Raw genomic sequence first — 16,580 nt, forward strand, 5'->3', positions numbered from 1 at the left:
CTTAATTTTTAACGACTTTGTTGTTTAAAATAATGACGCAAATTGCCTAACGCATCTCGTTCAATAATGCATTTGCCTTCATCCTGCACCATTTTCATTTGATCATCAGTGATTTTAATGCCATATTCATTCGCAATTGCCCAAGCATCTGCTGGATTTAATTCAGTATAATCTTCATTTAAAAATAATAATTTGATGAAATAAGATCCTTTGAAGAAATAAAGGCTTGAAGCCAGATCACTGGCATGTAAACTGTCAGCCAATTCAACGGCTTCGCCTAAATCCTTGAATTGGTAGCAATGACTGCTTTGAAACTTCCAGTAGGCGTTTTTGGCCTGTGGTGAGACAAAACTGTCATTTTCAACGCTTACGGGATCAACTTCTGTTTTCGCATCATCATCAGGATTTAAATCAAAGAAGCTTCTTCTAAGCTCATCATGATTTTCACTTGTTTCAGGTTGCAGATTATTGTCCCCGAGCATTTTTTGCAAATTGTTGTTATTTGCGTTTTTGACTTTGCTGATTAACAAATCTAATCCACTATTATTAGGCATTATTTGAAAAGAAACAGGCGTATCTTTAGCAAAAGTGTGATCGGTATCAACTTCTGACAAAATTGAATAGAAGAAATGCTGAATTATTTCTTTATTGCCTAGCAAATCTAAAACTTTTAAACCGCGTGCGGCAAGTTCTTCCTTATCAATTCGAACACGAATTGTATTTTCATCAATATGTTCAACTTGCATTTAATTCACCTCCGGTTTTTCGTTAGTTATATAGTACTATACTACAATATTTTTTAAATAAAACAAAAGCGTTAGTTAATCAAAACTAGCGCTTAAAAATTATAAATCAGCAATTTTTTGGGCTTCAGCTAGTTCTAAACGACGAACCTTACGAGGCAAGAAACGACGAATTTCATCTTCATTGTAACCAACTTGAAGTCGACGATCATCCATAATAATTGGTCTTCTTAATAAACTTGGATTCTTTTCTACCAAGTCAAGCAACTTATCAATAGATAAATCATCCAGATTAATTTTCAATTGTTGAAAGGCTCTTGAGCGAGTCGAAATAATTTCTTCAGTTCCATTTTCAGTCATGCGCAAGATTTGAAGAAGCTCACGTTTGGTTAATGGTTCAGAAAAAATATTTCTTTCCTTGTATGGAATGTTGTGCTTCTCAAGCCAAGCCTTTGCTTTACGACATGAAGTACAGCTAGGAGATACATATAAATCTACCATTTTTTCACGCTCCTCAGAACAAATAATCGTATACGCTTTTTCGTGTTTTATTAAGTATAACACATTTACTTTCTTTTTGTAAGTCACAATTAATTTATTTTTAACAAATTATGTTTAATCAATTGTATGTTCTAAGAATACCTGGATTTCGTGAAGAAAGTGTGAATTTTTATATAAGAGCAGCTTAAAAAAGGCTTAAAAAGGCTTAAAAAAGCATTCGAGTTTTATACTCGAATGCTTTTCGCTTTTTTATTTGTTAAGCTTTGCCATAAAGTCATTAACCAACTTTTCGTTATCTTCAGCAGTTTCTGAAACATAACATGCTTGGTTAGCTAATTCCTTAAGATCAGCAGTACTTAACTTTTTCATTAAGCTTCTGATTCTCAAGATTGAAGTTGCACTCATTGAATATTCATCAAGTCCCATTGAAAGCAAAATTGGGAACATGGTGTTATCACCAGCAGCTTCACCACACATACCACACCAAATACCATTTTCGTGGGCACTATCAATAGTGTGCTTAATCAAGCGTAATACTGATGGGTTGTATGGTTGGTACAAGTAAGAAACGTTATCGTTACCACGATCAGCAGCCATAGTGTATTGGATAAGGTCGTTAGTACCAATTGAGAAGAAATCAACTTCTTTAGCAAATTGATCAGCCAAAATAGCAGCAGCAGGAACTTCGATCATCATACCAACTTGTAAGTCGTCTCCGATCTTAACGCCCTTCTTGATCAATTTGTCCTTTTCTTCATTCAAAATACCTTTAGCTTGACGTAATTCTGCTAAGGTACCAATCATTGGGAACATAATACCCAACTTGCCGTAAGCAGATGCACGAAGCAAAGCTCTTAATTGCGTACGGAAAATGTTCTCGTTCTTAAGTGAAAGTCTAATAGCACGAACGCCTAAGAATGGGTTCATTTCTTGTGGCAAATCCCAGTAATCAAGGTGCTTGTCACCACCAATATCCATAGTTCTGATGATAACTTGCTTGCCCTTCATACCTTCGATAACAGCCTTATAAGCTTCAAATTGGTCATCTTCGGTCGGGAAGTCCGAAGAATCCATGTACAAGAATTCAGTTCTGTACAAACCAACAGCTTCAGCGCCGTTTTCATGAACGCCAGGCATATCATTTGGAGTACCAATGTTGGCTGCAATAGTAAATTTCTTACCATCAGCAGTAACTGAAGGTTTATCCTTCAATTTAGCCCATTCAGCCTTTTGTTTAAGGAAGTCTTCACCTTTTTGCTTGTATTCAGCAACTTGGTCATCGCTTGGTTCAACGATTGCAACACCGTCTAAGCCATCAACGATCATGTTTTGACCATCCTTAATATCTTTGGTAATTGAACCAGTACCAACTACGGCTGGCAATTCCAATGAACGAGCCATGATTGCTGAGTGAGCGGTACGACCACCAACATCAGTAACAAAGCCCTTAACGTATTTCTTGTTAAGTTGTGCAGTATCACTTGGAGTCAAGTCATGAGCAACAACGATTACTTCGTGATCAATTGAAGCAGGGTTTGGTAACTTCTTACCAAGAAGGTGTGCCATGATACGCTTTGAAACATCACGTACATCGGCAGCACGTTCTTGCATATAAGGGTTATCAGTCATGCCCTCAAAAATCTTGATAAATTTTTGAGCAGTTTCGTCCAATGCAGCTTCAGCATTAATGCTGGAGTTCTTAATTTCAGTTTCAATAGCACCAGTAAATTCTGGGTCATTCAAAATCATTAAGTGAGCTTCAAAAACTTGAGCTCCTTCTTCACCCAAACTCTTCTTAGCTACATCACGGATTTTTTCCACTTCAGCAGTTGAATCAGAAACAGCCTTCTTGTAACGACTTATTTCTGAATCAACATCATTAATTGAATGTTTAGTGAATGAAAGATCAGGCTCAACAAGAAGATAAGCTGGAGCAACAGCAATACCGTCACTTGCAGCAATTCCTTTTAAAGTCTTGGTCATTATTCAGCTAAACCTTCCTTTTTCATAGTATCTGCAATTGCGTCTAATGCGTCTTTTTCATCGTCACCTTCAGCAGTGATAGTAACATCAGCGTTTTGACCAACACCAAGTGACATAACACCCATGATTGACTTTAAGTTTACAGACTTGCCGTTGTATTCCAAGTTAATGTCTGAACCAAACTTTGAAGCAGTTTGTACCAACAAAGTAGCTGGACGTGCGTGAATACCAGTTTCTGCAATAATGTGAAAATCGCGTTTTTCCATTTTGAATATCTCCTTTAATTTTAAACAAATTAATCGGTAATAAATACCCATCCGCATAATAGGTTATCATTTTTTCGCCGTTGACACAACAATTATGTAATAGCTTACATTATTTAGTCATCGCTCTTGTTGGCGGTATATATAATTGTACCGCCTCTTTCAGCACGACCAGTAATATTTTGTCTTTTTCCATAGTTGCGCAATGCTTCTTGAAAGTCGAAAGCATCTTTTGGCTCTACTTTATATTCTTTCAATTCGCCACTGACTATTTGATCAAGAATCTTTTGATAATCCATTTACATCACCGCTCTCAATCTTGAGTTTATAATTTCCGCCCTTTTTATTCTACTTCATTCAAAATGACTAATGCAATAATCCTATTTTCAGGTAAAAATCACTTTCTTCATTAATAAGGTATATTTATCTTTTTTAATATTCGATTGCAATGCTTAGCACTTGACTTTAAAGAGTGCTAATTTTAAAATTTGTGTATGTTTAAAGCGAAAGGCGGTAATATTATTGATTTGTCAAAACTGTCACAAGCGGCCAGCCTCCATCCATCTTTATGCAAAGGTAAATGGACAGAGCCGTGAAATTGATTTATGTCAACACTGTTATCAAGAATTAAGAAATGAACAAAGAAATTTAAGTAATTTAGGTAATATCAATATGAATAACTATAATAATGGATTCTTTGGCGACTTTGATGACCTATTCAATGCCATTAATGGCAATAACTCAAATGCCGCAAACAATAATAATATGAATAATCAAGGGCCCGAAATGCAAATGGGCGGTGGAAATGGCGGAAACGGTGGTCGTTCTCTGCTTGATCAATATGGTACTGATCTTACTGCCCTTGCTAAAAAAGGAAAAATTGACCCAGTAATCGGACGTGATCAAGAAATTTCACGTGTTATTGAGATTTTAAACAGAAGAACCAAAAACAACCCTGTTTTAATTGGTGAAGCCGGTGTCGGTAAGACCGCTGTTGTTGAAGGATTAGCTCAACAAATTGTTGATGGTTCCGTCCCTGCTAAATTGCAAGATAAGAAAATTATTTCATTAAATGTTGTTTCATTGGTACAAGGAACTGGCTTTCGTGGTCAATTCGAACAAAGAATGGAACAATTAATTAAAGAATTGCAATCTAGAAAAGATGTTATTCTCTTCATTGATGAAATTCATGAAATCGTTGGTGCAGGTAATGCTGAAGGCGGAATGGATGCCGGCAACATTATTAAGCCAGCTTTAGCTCGTGGCGAGCTACAATTAGTTGGTGCAACTACGATTAAAGAATACCGTGAAATTGAAAAGGATTCTGCTTTGGCACGTCGTTTCCAACCTGTAGAAGTTAAAGAGCCTTCAATTGATGAAACGATCAGAATCTTAAAAGGCATTCAAAAGCGCTACGAAGATTATCACCACGTTAAATATACCGATAAGGCCATTGAAGCAGCTACCAAGCTTTCTGCTCGCTACATTCAAGACCGTTTCTTGCCAGACAAAGCCATTGACCTTCTTGATGAAGCTGGTTCAAGAATGAATTTGACTATTCCTTACATTGATCAAGATAAGATGAAGGAAAGAATTAAAGTAGCAGAAGAATTAAAGCAAGAAGCTTTAAAGAATGAAGATTATGAAAAGGCTGCCTACTACCGCGATCAAATCGAAAAGTATGACAAGATGAAGGATCAAAAGGTTGACCCTGATAAAGCTCCTATCATTACTGATAAGATCATGGACAAGATTGTTGAGGAAAAGACTAACATTCCAGTTGGCGATATTCAAAAGCAAGAAGAAAACCAATTGAAAAACTTGGCCAGTGATTTGAAGAGTAAAGTTATCGGACAAGACGAGGCCGTTGATCAAGTTGCTCGGGCAATTCGTCGTAACAGAATTGGTTTCAACAAGTCCGGCAGACCAATCGGATCCTTCCTCTTCGTAGGACCTACTGGTGTTGGGAAGACTGAACTTGCCAAACAACTTGCTAAGCAAATGTTTGGTTCTGAAGATGCGATGATTCGTTTCGACATGTCCGAATACATGGAACAATATTCAGTTTCTAAATTGATCGGTTCAGCTCCTGGTTATGTAGGCTACGAAGAAGCTGGTCAATTAACTGAACAAGTTCGGCACAATCCATATAGCTTGATTTTGCTTGATGAAGTTGAAAAGGCAAATCCTGATGTCATGAACCTCTTCTTGCAAATTCTTGACGATGGTCGTTTAACCGACTCACAAGGCAGAACTGTTTCCTTTAAAGATACAATCATCATCATGACCTCTAATGCTGGTCAAGGAATCAGTAATGCCAGTGTTGGTTTTGCTGCTGAAAACAGTGATGAAGATCAAGATTCTGCGAGAAGCGCAATGACGCAATACTTCAAGCCAGAGTTTTTGAACCGGCTTGATGATGTCATTGAATTTAATAAATTAACTAAGAAGGACTTGATTAAAATCGTCAACTTGATGCTCAACAACACCAACAACATGGTTAAGGATCAAGGCTTGCATATCGATGTCACTGACAAGGCAAAGGAAAAGCTTGTTGACGATGGCTTCAATCCTGCTATGGGTGCTCGTCCGCTTCGCAGAACCATCCAAGAAGAAATCGAGGACAATGTCGCCGACTTCAAGCTTGATCATCCAAGCAGCAAGAATCTTTTGGCAGATGTCAAAGACAACAAGATTGTTATCAGTGATGAAGATCAAGCTGCCGAAGATAAGTAAAAAGGCACTTTAACGCGTAAAAAAGGAGAACAGATTGTTCTCCTTTTTTTCATGTATTTTTGTAAATAAAGTATCAAAATTAGTTTATACTATAGATGATGAAAGTTTGAACAGAAACGGGTGAAATCCATGCGTTTAATAGATGTAACCAACAGTTATGCAGAATTAGTTCACAGTCAGCTTAATACTACTGATGCAATTTATGTAAAGGTTTACTCTTTAGGAAATACTTTGGTTATCTACACAGAGAGCCAAGATTCAATCGGTATTGCTTTGGAAAACCACGATCGTCGCATCCTTGAAAAAGAAGTTGAATTTGTGATCAATCGGTTAGTTGAAGACCCAAACGTCAGTTATACATTAACCGTAGACAACAGTCGGCATGTTATCGAAATTCATATCGATAAATAAATGCAAAAACCTGGAAGCTGAGCTTCCAGGTTTTTTCTTTCCTATAATTTTTCTGTTAGTTTAACATCTGGATATTTATCCTTAAAGAATCTTTCGGCAAATTCATTTTCAAACAGGAATAAAGGATTGCCATATCGGTCCTTAACTAGCAAATTACGCATGTTAGACATTGATGGATCCAATTGATCCGGATCAATCCAACGAGCAACACGGTGACCAATACTTGTCATTTCAACTTCAGAATTATATTCATTTTGCATTCTGAATTTAAAAACTTCAAATTGCAATTGACCAACTGCCCCAAGAATATATTCATCCGTCTGATAATTACGATAAAGCTGAATTGTTCCTTCTTGAACCAGTTGATTCATCCCTTTGTGGAAAGATTTTTGCTTCATCACGTTTTTGGCAGTTACACGCATGAATAATTCAGGTGTAAATTCCGGCAATGGTGGATAAACAATTTTACGCTTTCCAGAATAAATACTATCGCCAATCTGGAAATTGCCAGTGTCATATAAACCAACAATATCACCAGCTACCGCATCACTAACTTGTACTCGTTCACTGGACATGAATTCAGTTGCGTTATTTAAGCGAATTGGCTTACCTGTTCTAGCTAAAGTTACATCCAAGCCCTTCTTAAACTCGCCGCTGCCGACACGAACAAAAGCAATTCGATCGCGGTGATGCGGATTCATATTAGCCTGTATCTTAAAGACGAAACCTGAAAACTGTGGATCATCAGGTTCTAATTCTTCATCCTCGTTTACCGTATGGCTCTCTGGAGCTGGAGCTAAGTTTACGAAACTGTTTAAGAAAGTTTCAACCCCAAAGTTAGTTAAAGCTGAGCCGAAGAAGACTGGCGTTTGATCGCCTAATGCAATCTTTTCACGATCGAACTTATTGCCAGCTTCCTTAATCAAATCAATTTCATCTAAAGTTTCTTGGAATTGCTGATCTTGACTTAATGGTTCGCTATCTGGCAATTTTCCATCTTTATCTAGGGCAATAAAACGATCGGCACCGTCCTTGTGATACAGCTCTACTCGGTTATTAGCGATATCATAAAGGCCCTTAAGTGTTTGTCCTGAGCCGATTGGCCAGTCCATTGCTACTCCTTCGATGCCAAGCAGATCTTCAAGTTCAGCGATCAAATCCAAAGGTGGTCGGCCATCACGATCGAGCTTGTTCATAAAGGTAAAAATTGGAATACCACGCTGTTTAACAACTTTAAACAGTTTTTTAGTCTGTGGCTCGATACCCTTAGCTGAGTCAATTACCATAACGGCAGCATCAACTGCCATCAAGGTCCGGTAGGTATCTTCAGAGAAGTCCTGGTGTCCTGGCGTATCCAAAATATTGATCCGCTTGCCTTGGTATTCAAATTGCATTACTGAACTAGTAACGGAAATCCCACGCTTCTTTTCAATTTCCATCCAGTCACTAGTAGCATAATTACCGGTCTTACGTGCCTTAACAGTACCGGCCTTTCTAATTACACCACCAAAGAGCAGCATTTGTTCGGTAATTGTTGTTTTACCGGCATCCGGGTGGGAAATAATCGCAAAAGTTCTTCTCTTCTTAACTTTATCTTCTAACTCTTTATCCATTAATCCTTATTGTCTTCTTCCTTTTGTTCACTCTGATCTGGAATAGTTAATAAAATCGTTAACAATCTTGAGCCCTTCATGCGCCCAGTTGTCAAAATCATTCCATTCTCCAATGTAATACTGAGCTTCTCACCTTTTGCAGGAATGACTCCTAGACGAGTAATTAAATAGCCTGCTACAGTGTCAACGTCAGTCATCTCAAGCTTAATATCAAACTGCTCATTAAAATCATCCAGCGGCATCTTGCCATAAATGACGTACTTGTTAGTGCTTAATTTGTTAAACAAAATTTCAGCGTGATCAACTTCATCGTCAATGTCACCCACAATTTCTTCAATTAGGTCTTCGATCGTGGCTAAGCCCACTACCCCGCCATATTCATCCAGCAAAATTGCCAATTGGCGCTGGGTTTGCTGCATTTCGACCAGCAACTCGCCTAGCTCCGCAGTTTCAGGCGCAAACAACGGCTCATACATGACGTCTTGATAATCCAAATGATCAAAGCCTTTTCTTCTTGCTTCACGCAGCACCGTTCTAATATGAATTATTCCAATAACCTTATCTTTATCCTGTTGATAAACTGGGATTCGAGAGTACGGCTGTCGCAGAATTTCATCCAAGTTATCCCTAAAAGGAATCGTGGCATCAACCATAAATGCATCAGGACGAGGAACCATCACTTCACGAGCTGTTTTTGATTGGAAATTCATAATTCCTTCAAGCATTGAAAATTCAGTATCATTAATTTGATGATGATCATGCAGCTGCTCTACTTCTTTGGTTAAATGATCTTTATTATTTTCTCCCTTGTCACTAGAAAATTTACTCTTTAAGCGATCGAATAAATTTTCCGCTGCGGGGTCGCTACTCATAGTTTGCTCTCCTTCTTTAAAACTTGTCTTTAAATAATCATATTATAGCATAGCGCAACCGTTAATATGCTAAAATAGCAATTAAGAAGCGAGGTTTATATTATGAAGAAAAGTCATGTTTTATTAGTATTCTTCTTTTTGCTGCTAATTCCATATATCTGCAGTCTGACAATCATCGGAATCGGCTACAACGCACTGGTTTTGCACTCAGGCGATTTATTCAGAAGTTTGATCGGTGCTTTTGTCGGTTCATTAGTTATGTTTGGGATTAAAGCCACGATTCAAAGACCGGTTGACTTATTAGCAATGCAAACCAACGATGGTTTGTTAAAACAGCTTTTACGTTTCTTCAGTATCCGCCGGCGCTACTTTTTACTAACTGCAAATGTCATTTTGGATTTTGTTCTCTGCTTTGGTGCAATGTCATTAGTAAGATATTACCTCACGCTTGATGATATCGTAGGCAATGCTACTGGCGTTGTTTTGCTAGTAATGTTTGTCTCCACCTGCTTAGGAGCCTACATTGAATACGACAATTTATCGATTGATCCGCAACAACATTAAAGATAATAAAAAGGTCTAGCCCGCAAGAGCTAGACTTTTATTTTGCGGATAAATACCAGAATTGCTTTAATTTTTTGCTATCTAAATTAAGATCTTGAACAAGATATGGCGTATCGCTGTCGCCAGGGTTTTGGAAAACGGAAATATTTTCTTTCATCAGCTTCTTAAAGAAAGTTTCTACAAGATAGTGTGTTGGCAAACTGAAATAATTCAGTTGGGCATCGCTTTCTTCCTCTGCAATTTCACCTTTAGGCAAAACATACTTCATCATGCTTTTTGGAGTTTCAATGTCTTTATTTGTGACGATTCCATACCAATACATGAAGCTTTCCGGTCCAAAAACAAACATGCTGGAGCGCTGATTTTCAAAGCCATTCTCTTTTAGAAACTTTTGAAAATCCTCATCGTTTTCCATTTGCATGTTAACTTTGCCAAAAGTTTTTTGATCATCCATCATTGTATAAGGAAAAGGACGACCAATAAAAGTTAAACTCTCAATCTCTTTTTTTGCCATTTTTTCTCCTTAATATTCTGCTAATTCGTCTAAATCAATAACTTCACCATTTAAGAAGGCATCGATTTCGCCACTACAAAAGCCATGACTGAACAGATAACGTTTTATCTTAAACTTGCGTTCTTGCTCATCAAAACGACGGAATTTTTTATAGGCCTTAATCCCTTGCTTCTTTAATGCTTCATCTTGCTCTTCTTCACTAGGCTTCAAATCCAATCGATCAATCACGCCTGCTGCCAGATCAGCATTAAAGCCATGACTAATTAGCTTAGTTTTAATTTTAAGCTCTAATTCTCGCTCAGACAATTTTCCCACCTGATGTCGCATTGATTTCACAACACGCTCAGCTATTTCAAGCCAATCTTCTTCAGCAACCTTATCAAGCTGGTTTTGAACTATTTCTGGATCCACGCCTTTTTGTGCCAATTTTCGTTTTAAAGATTTTGGCCCATCTGAACCAACCTGCAGATTATTTTTCAAAAACAAAGCTACATACTGCTGATCATCCAAATAGCCCAATTCAGTTAATTCTGCAACTGCATTGGAAGCAGCTTCATTTGAAATTTCGTGTTTGGCTAAATACTGCAGAACTTCATAAACGGTTCGCGGCTCATAGCTCAAAAAACGAACCGCCAGATCACTGGCCTTGGCATCAGCATCAAACTGCTTTACTTTTTCAACTTGTGAATCGCTCAGTTCCTTGCCCTTGAGTAAAACAAACTCGGCTAATGTCTTCTCACTAGCTGAAAAAGCATACTTGCCATCTAAAAAAATATTATAGCGTCCCGGTCTTCTTTGAACGCTAACTTTAGTGATTATCGCCATTTTGTCAGCCTTTCTACTTCTTTTTCCGCCTTTAATCTTAGCAGAAAACAATATTTCTTGCTAAGAACTTTTTTCAGGGAGTAAAATAGTAGTCAAACCAAATTATTAATAATTTATTGTAGAAAGAATTAGCAATGCGCAAAAATTTCAGAAAAAATAAAAAACAAGAAAAAGAAAAAGACGTTATCATTACCATAAAACGCCTAGGAATCAATGGTGAAGGAATTGGGTACTACCGCAAGAAAATTATCTTTATTCCCGGAGCCTTGCCAAACGAAGTTGTTGTAGCAAAAATCGTTAAAGAATATCCTCATTATATCCAAGGCGAACTCGTACGGGTCAAAGAGAAAAGTCCAGATCGGGTTGACTTTCCTAAAGACGTTGATCCAGAAATCGGTGGCCTAGAATTAGCTCATCTTAGTTATGCCAAGCAATTAGAGTTCAAAAAAGCGAATGTAATTGAGGCTTTGCGAAAATTTCACCCTCGCAATTACGACAAGTATAAGGTTAAGAACACGATTCCAGCTCCTGATCAATGGCATTATCGTGCTAAAGCTTCATATCAAATTGAACGCGACCATGGCAAGAACAAATTGGGCTTATACGCTCCCAACTCACATCGTTTAATCGATTTGCCCGTTATGCCTACCCAAAGTGAGGGTACGCAAAAAACGGAACGCGATATTAAGCATTTGATTGAGAAAAACCACGTCTTCATAGCTGACCGACGCAAGCATTTAGATGGCATCAAGACAATTGTCGTCCGTCAATCCGAAGCTACTAAAGAAATTCAAGTAACTTTAATTACAGTTGGCCATAAGATCAAGAATCTAATGAACTTAGCAAAAGAGATTATGAATCTGCCTAATGTGGTCAGTGTCTATCAAAATGAAACCGATTGGCGCAATCCACAAGTGTGGGGTAATAAAACGGAGAAGCTTTTGGGCAAAAATCAAATTACTGAAGTCATTTTAGGTAAAAAATTCGAATTGTCACCAAGAGCATTTTTCCAATTAAATCCTGTGCAAACAGAAACTCTTTATTCCGAAGCATTAAAATTCTTGGATCTCACTCCTGATCAAACTTTAATTGATGCTTATAGTGGAGTCGGTACATTGGGAATCTTGGCTGCTGATCAGGTCAAACAAGTAGTTGGCATCGAAACTATCCCAGAGGCTGTAGAAGATGCTAAGCACAACGTGCAAATCAACCACATCAAAAATGCTGATTATTTCCAAGGCAGCGTTGAAAAAGTTCTGCCTGAACTGCAAAAAGGTGGTTTGCCAATCGATGCTTTGATCGTGGATCCACCAAGAACTGGCCTGGCTAAAAGCTTAATCAAGACTTTATTACGCGTTAAGCCACAAACTTTCGTCTACATTTCCTGCAACCCATCAACTTTAGCACAAGATTTAATTCTTTTGACTGAATCTTATGATGTTCGCTTAATCGAAAACGTAGACATGCTGCCACAAACGCCTCGCTGCGAATGTGTTGTTAAATTGGTTCTTAGAAAATAAAACAAATAAAAAAACGATTGTCGGGCTTTTCGTCTTTTGGCAATCGTTTTTTTAATGCAGTGGACGAGGTAAACTCATCAATTGATAGTCACGATTTTTCTAATGTTTATTAAGCGTATAAACATTGGCTGGTCGCGACCTACATTAACGTTCACTTGTTCGGGTCATTACGTAAAACACGTAACTTTTATAAATTGGAATCATCGCGTCTCACCATTGAACAGATCTGTAAATCTATAATAGCTTGACTCCTCTCTATAATTAGAGATTTTTCCAACAATAATACAATTCTTTCTGGAGATAAAAACTTACTTATATTGTTAAACTTTATTTCTACCTCTTCCACGCTTTTATTATACCGCAAATGTAAACGTTTACAAGCTATTTAACATATTTAGCAAGAAACTTTTTAACGTGTTCATAATAGGCCTTAGGATGCGTAACAAAAGATTTTGCATGCTTAGCTCCTGGAACCACCCATAATTCTTTAGGGCCGTTGCTTGCTTTGTAATTTGCATAAACCATTTTCGTCGGTACAAAAGTATCTTTATTTCCGTGGATAAATAAAGTCGGAAGCTTATTTTTCTTCAACTGATTGACTGAGGAAGCATCCCCCATAAAGTAGCCAACTTTTATTCGGTTGATCCCACTCAGAATTTCAACTAATGGAAAACGCGGAACTGCCGGCATGCTATATAAGTCCTGAGCTTCGTGCTCAATCTCAGCCTTAACATTGCTGTAGCCACAGTCTTCAATAATTGCTTTTACTTGATGCGGCAGTTTTTCACCAGCAGTCATCATTGCAGTAGCACCACCCATGCTGACGCCAAAAATTACAATTTGCTTGGCTCTCGTCTTTTTGATGATCTTCTTAATCCACTTTTTAACGTCCGCCTTTTCAACCCAGCCATAGCCGATATACTTGCCTTGACTCTGACCATGTGCACGAGCATCTGGCTGCAATGTATTATAGCCTAACTTATGAAAAAGAGCAGCGTAAGAGCCGACTGTATCCTTATTATTCATATAGCCATGCAAAATAATTACTGTCTTTTTTGACTTGCCATCGGGAATATAATTAGCATCCAAACGATAATTGCCACCAGCCGACTGCATATACCATTTTTGCTTTTTAGCTGCGGCATACCATTTCTTCTCTTTATATAATGGATCTGTCTTTTTAATCTGGGTCGTATTCGCAGCAATAAAACTTTTTTGACCAGGAACACAGGCAACCTTGAAAAAATAAAAACCTGCCCCAACTAGTGCAAGACAAATTACTGTTATAATAGTAGCAATTGAAAGCCAAATCTTTTTGTGCTTCATAACTATCCTCTTTAATTCTATTCAATACTTAATATCAACAAGTATAGCACTTAGCACTTCGTATAGAAAAGAACAATTATGATCTTTAGCAACTTTCTAGAATTAATTGATAATTTGAATGAAAATCTCCATTTTTATATAAGAATCGAGCAACAAACTTTTCCTTTAAGCAAAATAACTGTCGCTCATAATGAATTCTTGGCAAATCCAGGCAAACGTAGCATGACCAAGAAGCAGATCGTGCAGCTCTTTGGTAAGATGCATCAACGCGGACTCACTTTACGAATTGACAATGACGGACAAAAACTACCCGTTTATGGCTTGCAAATTTCAATTGAAAAAGGAACTGCTACTTTAATGTGAAACCGCTTTTATAGAATGATACAATGAACATGCTAGAACTATTTAGAAAGTAGGCATGTTTTTGAAAATAATAAACAACAGAAAAATATAACGATCTTTAGTTTAGTTCTAATGATCATTACGACCGTTTACGGTTTCGGAAATGTTTCTATTTCTTATGAGCAGATGACCTATGCGGGAATTATTTGGTTTGTTTTAGCTGGCATTTGCTTCTTCTTCCCAGCTGGTTTAATGATGGCGTAATATGGTTCTGCTTTTCACGACGCTCAAGGTGGCATTTATTCATGGTTAGCCGGTTCAATCGGAGAAAAATGGGCCTTTATCGGTACTTTCGTTTGGCTGACAAACTGGGTATTATGGTTAGTCGCTAGTGCTTCCAGATTATGGATTTCCATTTCAGCTTTGCTCTTTGGAAAAGACACTACACAAAGCTGGAGCATTTTTGGATTGCATGGAACTCAATTAATTGGCTTGCTAGCTATTTTATTCATGCTTTTATCTACCTATCTCTGCTCTCGCGGAATGACAGGTATTAAAATTATGTCTTCGATCGGTGGAATCTTTATGATCCTGATGAATGTCATTTTTATTCTGACCAGTATCTTGATCCTATGCCTTAATCGCGGACAATTAGCTGAACCGATTCACGGCATTTCTAGTTTCATTGTTTCTCCTAACAAGAGTTTTCAAACACCGATTACAATTATCTCGTTCGTCGTTTATGCTATCTTTGCTTATGGCGGAATGGAAACGGTCGGCGGTGTGATCAACAATATGAAAAAACCGGAGAAAGAATTCCCACGTGGATTAATCATCGGTTCATTGTTCACCATTATTTCTTATGTCTTGATGATCTTTATGACCGGCTTTTCAGTCAATTATCAACAAGATATTCTTCATGGAAATGCAAATTCAGAAGTTTTCACCAATTACAAGTGGACTGTTGCGTTAGTTGTCTTTGTTGAAATTATTGTATGTACGGGAATTGTCTTCACGATCGTAGAGCCAATCCTTGAAGGAAATTACGCTACTGCATTCTGGACCGGCTTTGGTCCTGTCTTCTTTGCACTAATTGCTTGGATCTTCTATGAAGTTTCCAGAAGAAGAAATCATATTGATGAATAAAATAAAAATTGCAGCTGCTTTAATTAGCAACTGCAATTTTTTGTCTTATTTTTTCTATTTCTGCTTGTAAATTCGAACATGGTTCTGCGTACGAGCAAAATACCAGTATCCAGCTTCATCATCGCTTACTAATTCTTGGCCATCTGCGGGCAATTCCAAGGCTTCATTGAAAATCTTTTCATATTCAGCGATGCTCAACTTGCTTCTGCGATCAAGCAAAGCCTGATCGCCTTCTGGATCCAATTGTCTTTGATAATTATCAATTACATTGCCAGAATAGAATTCAGCCATCGCACCAGACCCATATGAGAATAATCCAATTAATGCGTTGTGAGACAATTCAGCATTTTCAAGCAAACTAAGCAAACTCATATAAAGAGATGCTGTATAAATATTCCCCACTTGCATGCTAAATTGCTTAGAAGCATCAAAATTGGTCATTAATCTTTCAGCCGTTCTTTCATCTTGATCTTCAATGGCAATTCGGTTAGCTTTCAATCCCTGCTTAGTAAAAGGCAAATGATAAATAATAGCGGAAAAGTCTTGCGTATTCCAGCCCTTTTCTTCTTTATAAGCATCAAACGTCTTTTTAAAGAAATCCAAATAAACTTGCGTCGAATATTTGCCTTCAACTAAGGCGGTAGAATGATCATTTGGCCGCCAGAAGTCGTTAATATCTTGACTATATGCACTATGACCATCGTTTAAGGCTAAAATCTTAGGTTCACTCTTAATCAGCATCGAAATTGCACCGGCACCTTGGGTTACTTCTCCTGGAGTTTTAATCCCATAACGGGCAATATCACTGCCGATCACGATCGCAGTCTGCTCAGGGTGAACACGAACAAAGTCGCGCGCAATCATCAAGGCTGCTGTTAGACCAAAACAAGCTTCCTTAACTTCAAAAGTTCTTACTTCTGGCTTCATTTTAAGAGCAGTTTTAACAAATAAAGAAGCAGATTTTGATTGATCAACACTGCTTTCTGTTCCAAAAACAAGCAAACCAACTTTATCCTGCTCGATCTTGTTCCAATAACGCAAGGTGGCGTTAATTCCCATTGACACAGCATCTTGAGTTTGGTCGGCAACGCTCATTTTTCTTTGGCCAATTCCAATTAGATATTTATTGGGATCTTCATTTCTGGCATTTGCCAAATCTACCATGTCCACATACTTATTCGGCGTAAAAAAGCCAATTTTATCAATTCCTACTTGCATAAA

The 16,580-nt window shown here is 37.7% G+C and carries 16 protein-coding genes and 1 pseudogene; 6 read left to right on the forward strand and 11 right to left on the reverse strand.

The window, feature by feature from the left end; genetic code table 11:
• Positions 1–8 precede the first annotated feature (8 nt).
• The 5 genes from HMPREF0493_RS07170 to HMPREF0493_RS07190 form a co-directional block, all read right to left on the reverse strand.
• Entirely contained in the window at positions 9–746 is a 738-nt protein-coding gene (locus HMPREF0493_RS07170) for an adaptor protein MecA (protein ID WP_006352659.1), read from the reverse strand.
• A gap of 99 nt (positions 747–845) precedes the next feature.
• Positions 846–1,244: a transcriptional regulator SpxA gene (gene spxA / locus HMPREF0493_RS07175; RefSeq protein ID WP_040457408.1), complete on the reverse strand. Its 399-nt coding sequence runs from the start codon at positions 1,242–1,244 to the stop codon at positions 846–848.
• Positions 1,245–1,493: 249 nt separating this feature from the next.
• Positions 1,494–3,227 (reverse strand): phosphoenolpyruvate--protein phosphotransferase, encoded by a 1,734-nt coding sequence (ptsP, locus tag HMPREF0493_RS07180; RefSeq protein ID WP_006352661.1) that lies wholly within the window; start codon positions 3,225–3,227, stop codon positions 1,494–1,496.
• Complete coding sequence (locus HMPREF0493_RS07185; protein ID WP_040457410.1) at positions 3,227–3,493, reverse strand: phosphocarrier protein HPr; 267 nt, start codon at positions 3,491–3,493, stop codon at positions 3,227–3,229. Before HMPREF0493_RS07185 ends, ptsP begins: the two co-directional genes overlap by 1 nt.
• A 113-nt stretch (positions 3,494–3,606) precedes the next feature.
• Entirely contained in the window at positions 3,607–3,789 is a 183-nt protein-coding gene (locus HMPREF0493_RS07190; RefSeq protein WP_006352663.1) for a hypothetical protein, read from the reverse strand.
• 223 nt (positions 3,790–4,012) lie between these two features.
• Between HMPREF0493_RS07190 and HMPREF0493_RS07195 the strand changes: the two genes are divergently transcribed.
• Positions 4,013–6,226 (forward strand): ATP-dependent Clp protease ATP-binding subunit, encoded by a 2,214-nt coding sequence (locus HMPREF0493_RS07195; protein ID WP_040457412.1) that lies wholly within the window; start codon positions 4,013–4,015, stop codon positions 6,224–6,226.
• A gap of 129 nt (positions 6,227–6,355) precedes the next feature.
• Positions 6,356–6,637, forward strand: coding sequence for a DUF1827 family protein (locus HMPREF0493_RS07200; RefSeq protein WP_006352665.1), 282 nt, complete (start codon positions 6,356–6,358; stop codon positions 6,635–6,637).
• Positions 6,638–6,678: 41 nt separating this feature from the next.
• Here the strand turns inward: HMPREF0493_RS07200 and HMPREF0493_RS07205 are convergent, their stop codons facing one another.
• Both HMPREF0493_RS07205 and HMPREF0493_RS07210 read right to left on the reverse strand, forming a co-directional pair.
• Positions 6,679–8,250 (reverse strand): peptide chain release factor 3, encoded by a 1,572-nt coding sequence (locus tag HMPREF0493_RS07205; protein WP_006352666.1) that lies wholly within the window; start codon positions 8,248–8,250, stop codon positions 6,679–6,681.
• Positions 8,250–9,122, reverse strand: coding sequence for a hemolysin family protein (locus HMPREF0493_RS07210; RefSeq protein ID WP_006352667.1), 873 nt, complete (start codon positions 9,120–9,122; stop codon positions 8,250–8,252). Before HMPREF0493_RS07210 ends, HMPREF0493_RS07205 begins: the two co-directional genes overlap by 1 nt.
• A gap of 102 nt (positions 9,123–9,224) precedes the next feature.
• Here HMPREF0493_RS07210 and HMPREF0493_RS07215 point away from each other — a divergent pair, with 102 nt between their 5' ends.
• Positions 9,225–9,686, forward strand: a complete 462-nt coding sequence (locus tag HMPREF0493_RS07215) for a hypothetical protein (RefSeq protein ID WP_006352668.1) — start codon at positions 9,225–9,227, stop codon at positions 9,684–9,686.
• Positions 9,687–9,723: 37 nt separating this feature from the next.
• On the opposite strand, the gene HMPREF0493_RS07220 is transcribed toward HMPREF0493_RS07215, so the two are convergent.
• Together HMPREF0493_RS07220 and recX are read right to left on the reverse strand one after the other, a co-directional pair.
• Positions 9,724–10,200, reverse strand: a complete 477-nt coding sequence (locus HMPREF0493_RS07220; protein WP_006352669.1) for a hypothetical protein — start codon at positions 10,198–10,200, stop codon at positions 9,724–9,726.
• A 9-nt stretch (positions 10,201–10,209) separates the two neighbouring features.
• Positions 10,210–11,025, reverse strand: coding sequence for a recombination regulator RecX (recX, locus tag HMPREF0493_RS07225; RefSeq protein ID WP_040457413.1), 816 nt, complete (start codon positions 11,023–11,025; stop codon positions 10,210–10,212).
• Positions 11,026–11,159: 134 nt separating this feature from the next.
• Here recX and rlmD point away from each other — a divergent pair, with 134 nt between their 5' ends.
• Positions 11,160–12,545, forward strand: coding sequence for a 23S rRNA (uracil(1939)-C(5))-methyltransferase RlmD (gene rlmD / locus HMPREF0493_RS07230; protein WP_006352671.1), 1,386 nt, complete (start codon positions 11,160–11,162; stop codon positions 12,543–12,545).
• A gap of 381 nt (positions 12,546–12,926) precedes the next feature.
• Here the strand turns inward: rlmD and HMPREF0493_RS07235 are convergent, their stop codons facing one another.
• Positions 12,927–13,877, reverse strand: a complete 951-nt coding sequence (locus HMPREF0493_RS07235; RefSeq protein ID WP_040457415.1) for an alpha/beta hydrolase — start codon at positions 13,875–13,877, stop codon at positions 12,927–12,929.
• A 72-nt stretch (positions 13,878–13,949) separates the two neighbouring features.
• On the opposite strand from HMPREF0493_RS07235, the gene HMPREF0493_RS07240 reads away from it, so the two are divergent.
• Positions 13,950–14,234: a hypothetical protein gene (locus HMPREF0493_RS07240; RefSeq protein ID WP_006352673.1), complete on the forward strand. Its 285-nt coding sequence runs from the start codon at positions 13,950–13,952 to the stop codon at positions 14,232–14,234.
• Between the two features lie 111 nt (positions 14,235–14,345).
• A pseudogene (locus HMPREF0493_RS07245) lies at positions 14,346–15,359 on the forward strand (amino acid permease).
• 54 nt (positions 15,360–15,413) lie between these two features.
• Here HMPREF0493_RS07245 and HMPREF0493_RS07250 read toward each other — a convergent pair.
• Entirely contained in the window at positions 15,414–16,577 is a 1,164-nt protein-coding gene (locus HMPREF0493_RS07250) for a hydroxymethylglutaryl-CoA synthase (RefSeq protein ID WP_006352676.1), read from the reverse strand.
• Positions 16,578–16,580 lie beyond the last annotated feature (3 nt).

This window comes from Lactobacillus amylolyticus DSM 11664, assembly GCF_000178475.1.
Lineage (GTDB): Bacteria > Bacillota > Bacilli > Lactobacillales > Lactobacillaceae > Lactobacillus > Lactobacillus amylolyticus.

Coding starts and splice junctions, on each gene's coding strand:
- HMPREF0493_RS07240 (WP_006352673.1), top strand. CDS start 13,950: ATGATCTTTAGCAACTTTCTAGAATTAATTGATAATTTGAATGAAAAT.
- HMPREF0493_RS07185 (WP_040457410.1), bottom strand. CDS start 3,493: ATGGAAAAACGCGATTTTCACATTATTGCAGAAACTGGTATTCACGCA.
- HMPREF0493_RS07190 (WP_006352663.1), bottom strand. CDS start 3,789: ATGGATTATCAAAAGATTCTTGATCAAATAGTCAGTGGCGAATTGAAA.
- ptsP (WP_006352661.1), bottom strand. CDS start 3,227: ATGACCAAGACTTTAAAAGGAATTGCTGCAAGTGACGGTATTGCTGTT.
- HMPREF0493_RS07220 (WP_006352669.1), bottom strand. CDS start 10,200: ATGGCAAAAAAAGAGATTGAGAGTTTAACTTTTATTGGTCGTCCTTTT.
- rlmD (WP_006352671.1), top strand. CDS start 11,160: ATGCGCAAAAATTTCAGAAAAAATAAAAAACAAGAAAAAGAAAAAGAC.
- HMPREF0493_RS07210 (WP_006352667.1), bottom strand. CDS start 9,122: ATGAGTAGCGACCCCGCAGCGGAAAATTTATTCGATCGCTTAAAGAGT.
- HMPREF0493_RS07200 (WP_006352665.1), top strand. CDS start 6,356: ATGCGTTTAATAGATGTAACCAACAGTTATGCAGAATTAGTTCACAGT.
- spxA (WP_040457408.1), bottom strand. CDS start 1,244: ATGGTAGATTTATATGTATCTCCTAGCTGTACTTCATGTCGTAAAGCA.
- HMPREF0493_RS07205 (WP_006352666.1), bottom strand. CDS start 8,250: ATGGATAAAGAGTTAGAAGATAAAGTTAAGAAGAGAAGAACTTTTGCG.
- recX (WP_040457413.1), bottom strand. CDS start 11,025: ATGGCGATAATCACTAAAGTTAGCGTTCAAAGAAGACCGGGACGCTAT.
- HMPREF0493_RS07250 (WP_006352676.1), bottom strand. CDS start 16,577: ATGCAAGTAGGAATTGATAAAATTGGCTTTTTTACGCCGAATAAGTAT.
- HMPREF0493_RS07170 (WP_006352659.1), bottom strand. CDS start 746: ATGCAAGTTGAACATATTGATGAAAATACAATTCGTGTTCGAATTGAT.
- HMPREF0493_RS07215 (WP_006352668.1), top strand. CDS start 9,225: ATGAAGAAAAGTCATGTTTTATTAGTATTCTTCTTTTTGCTGCTAATT.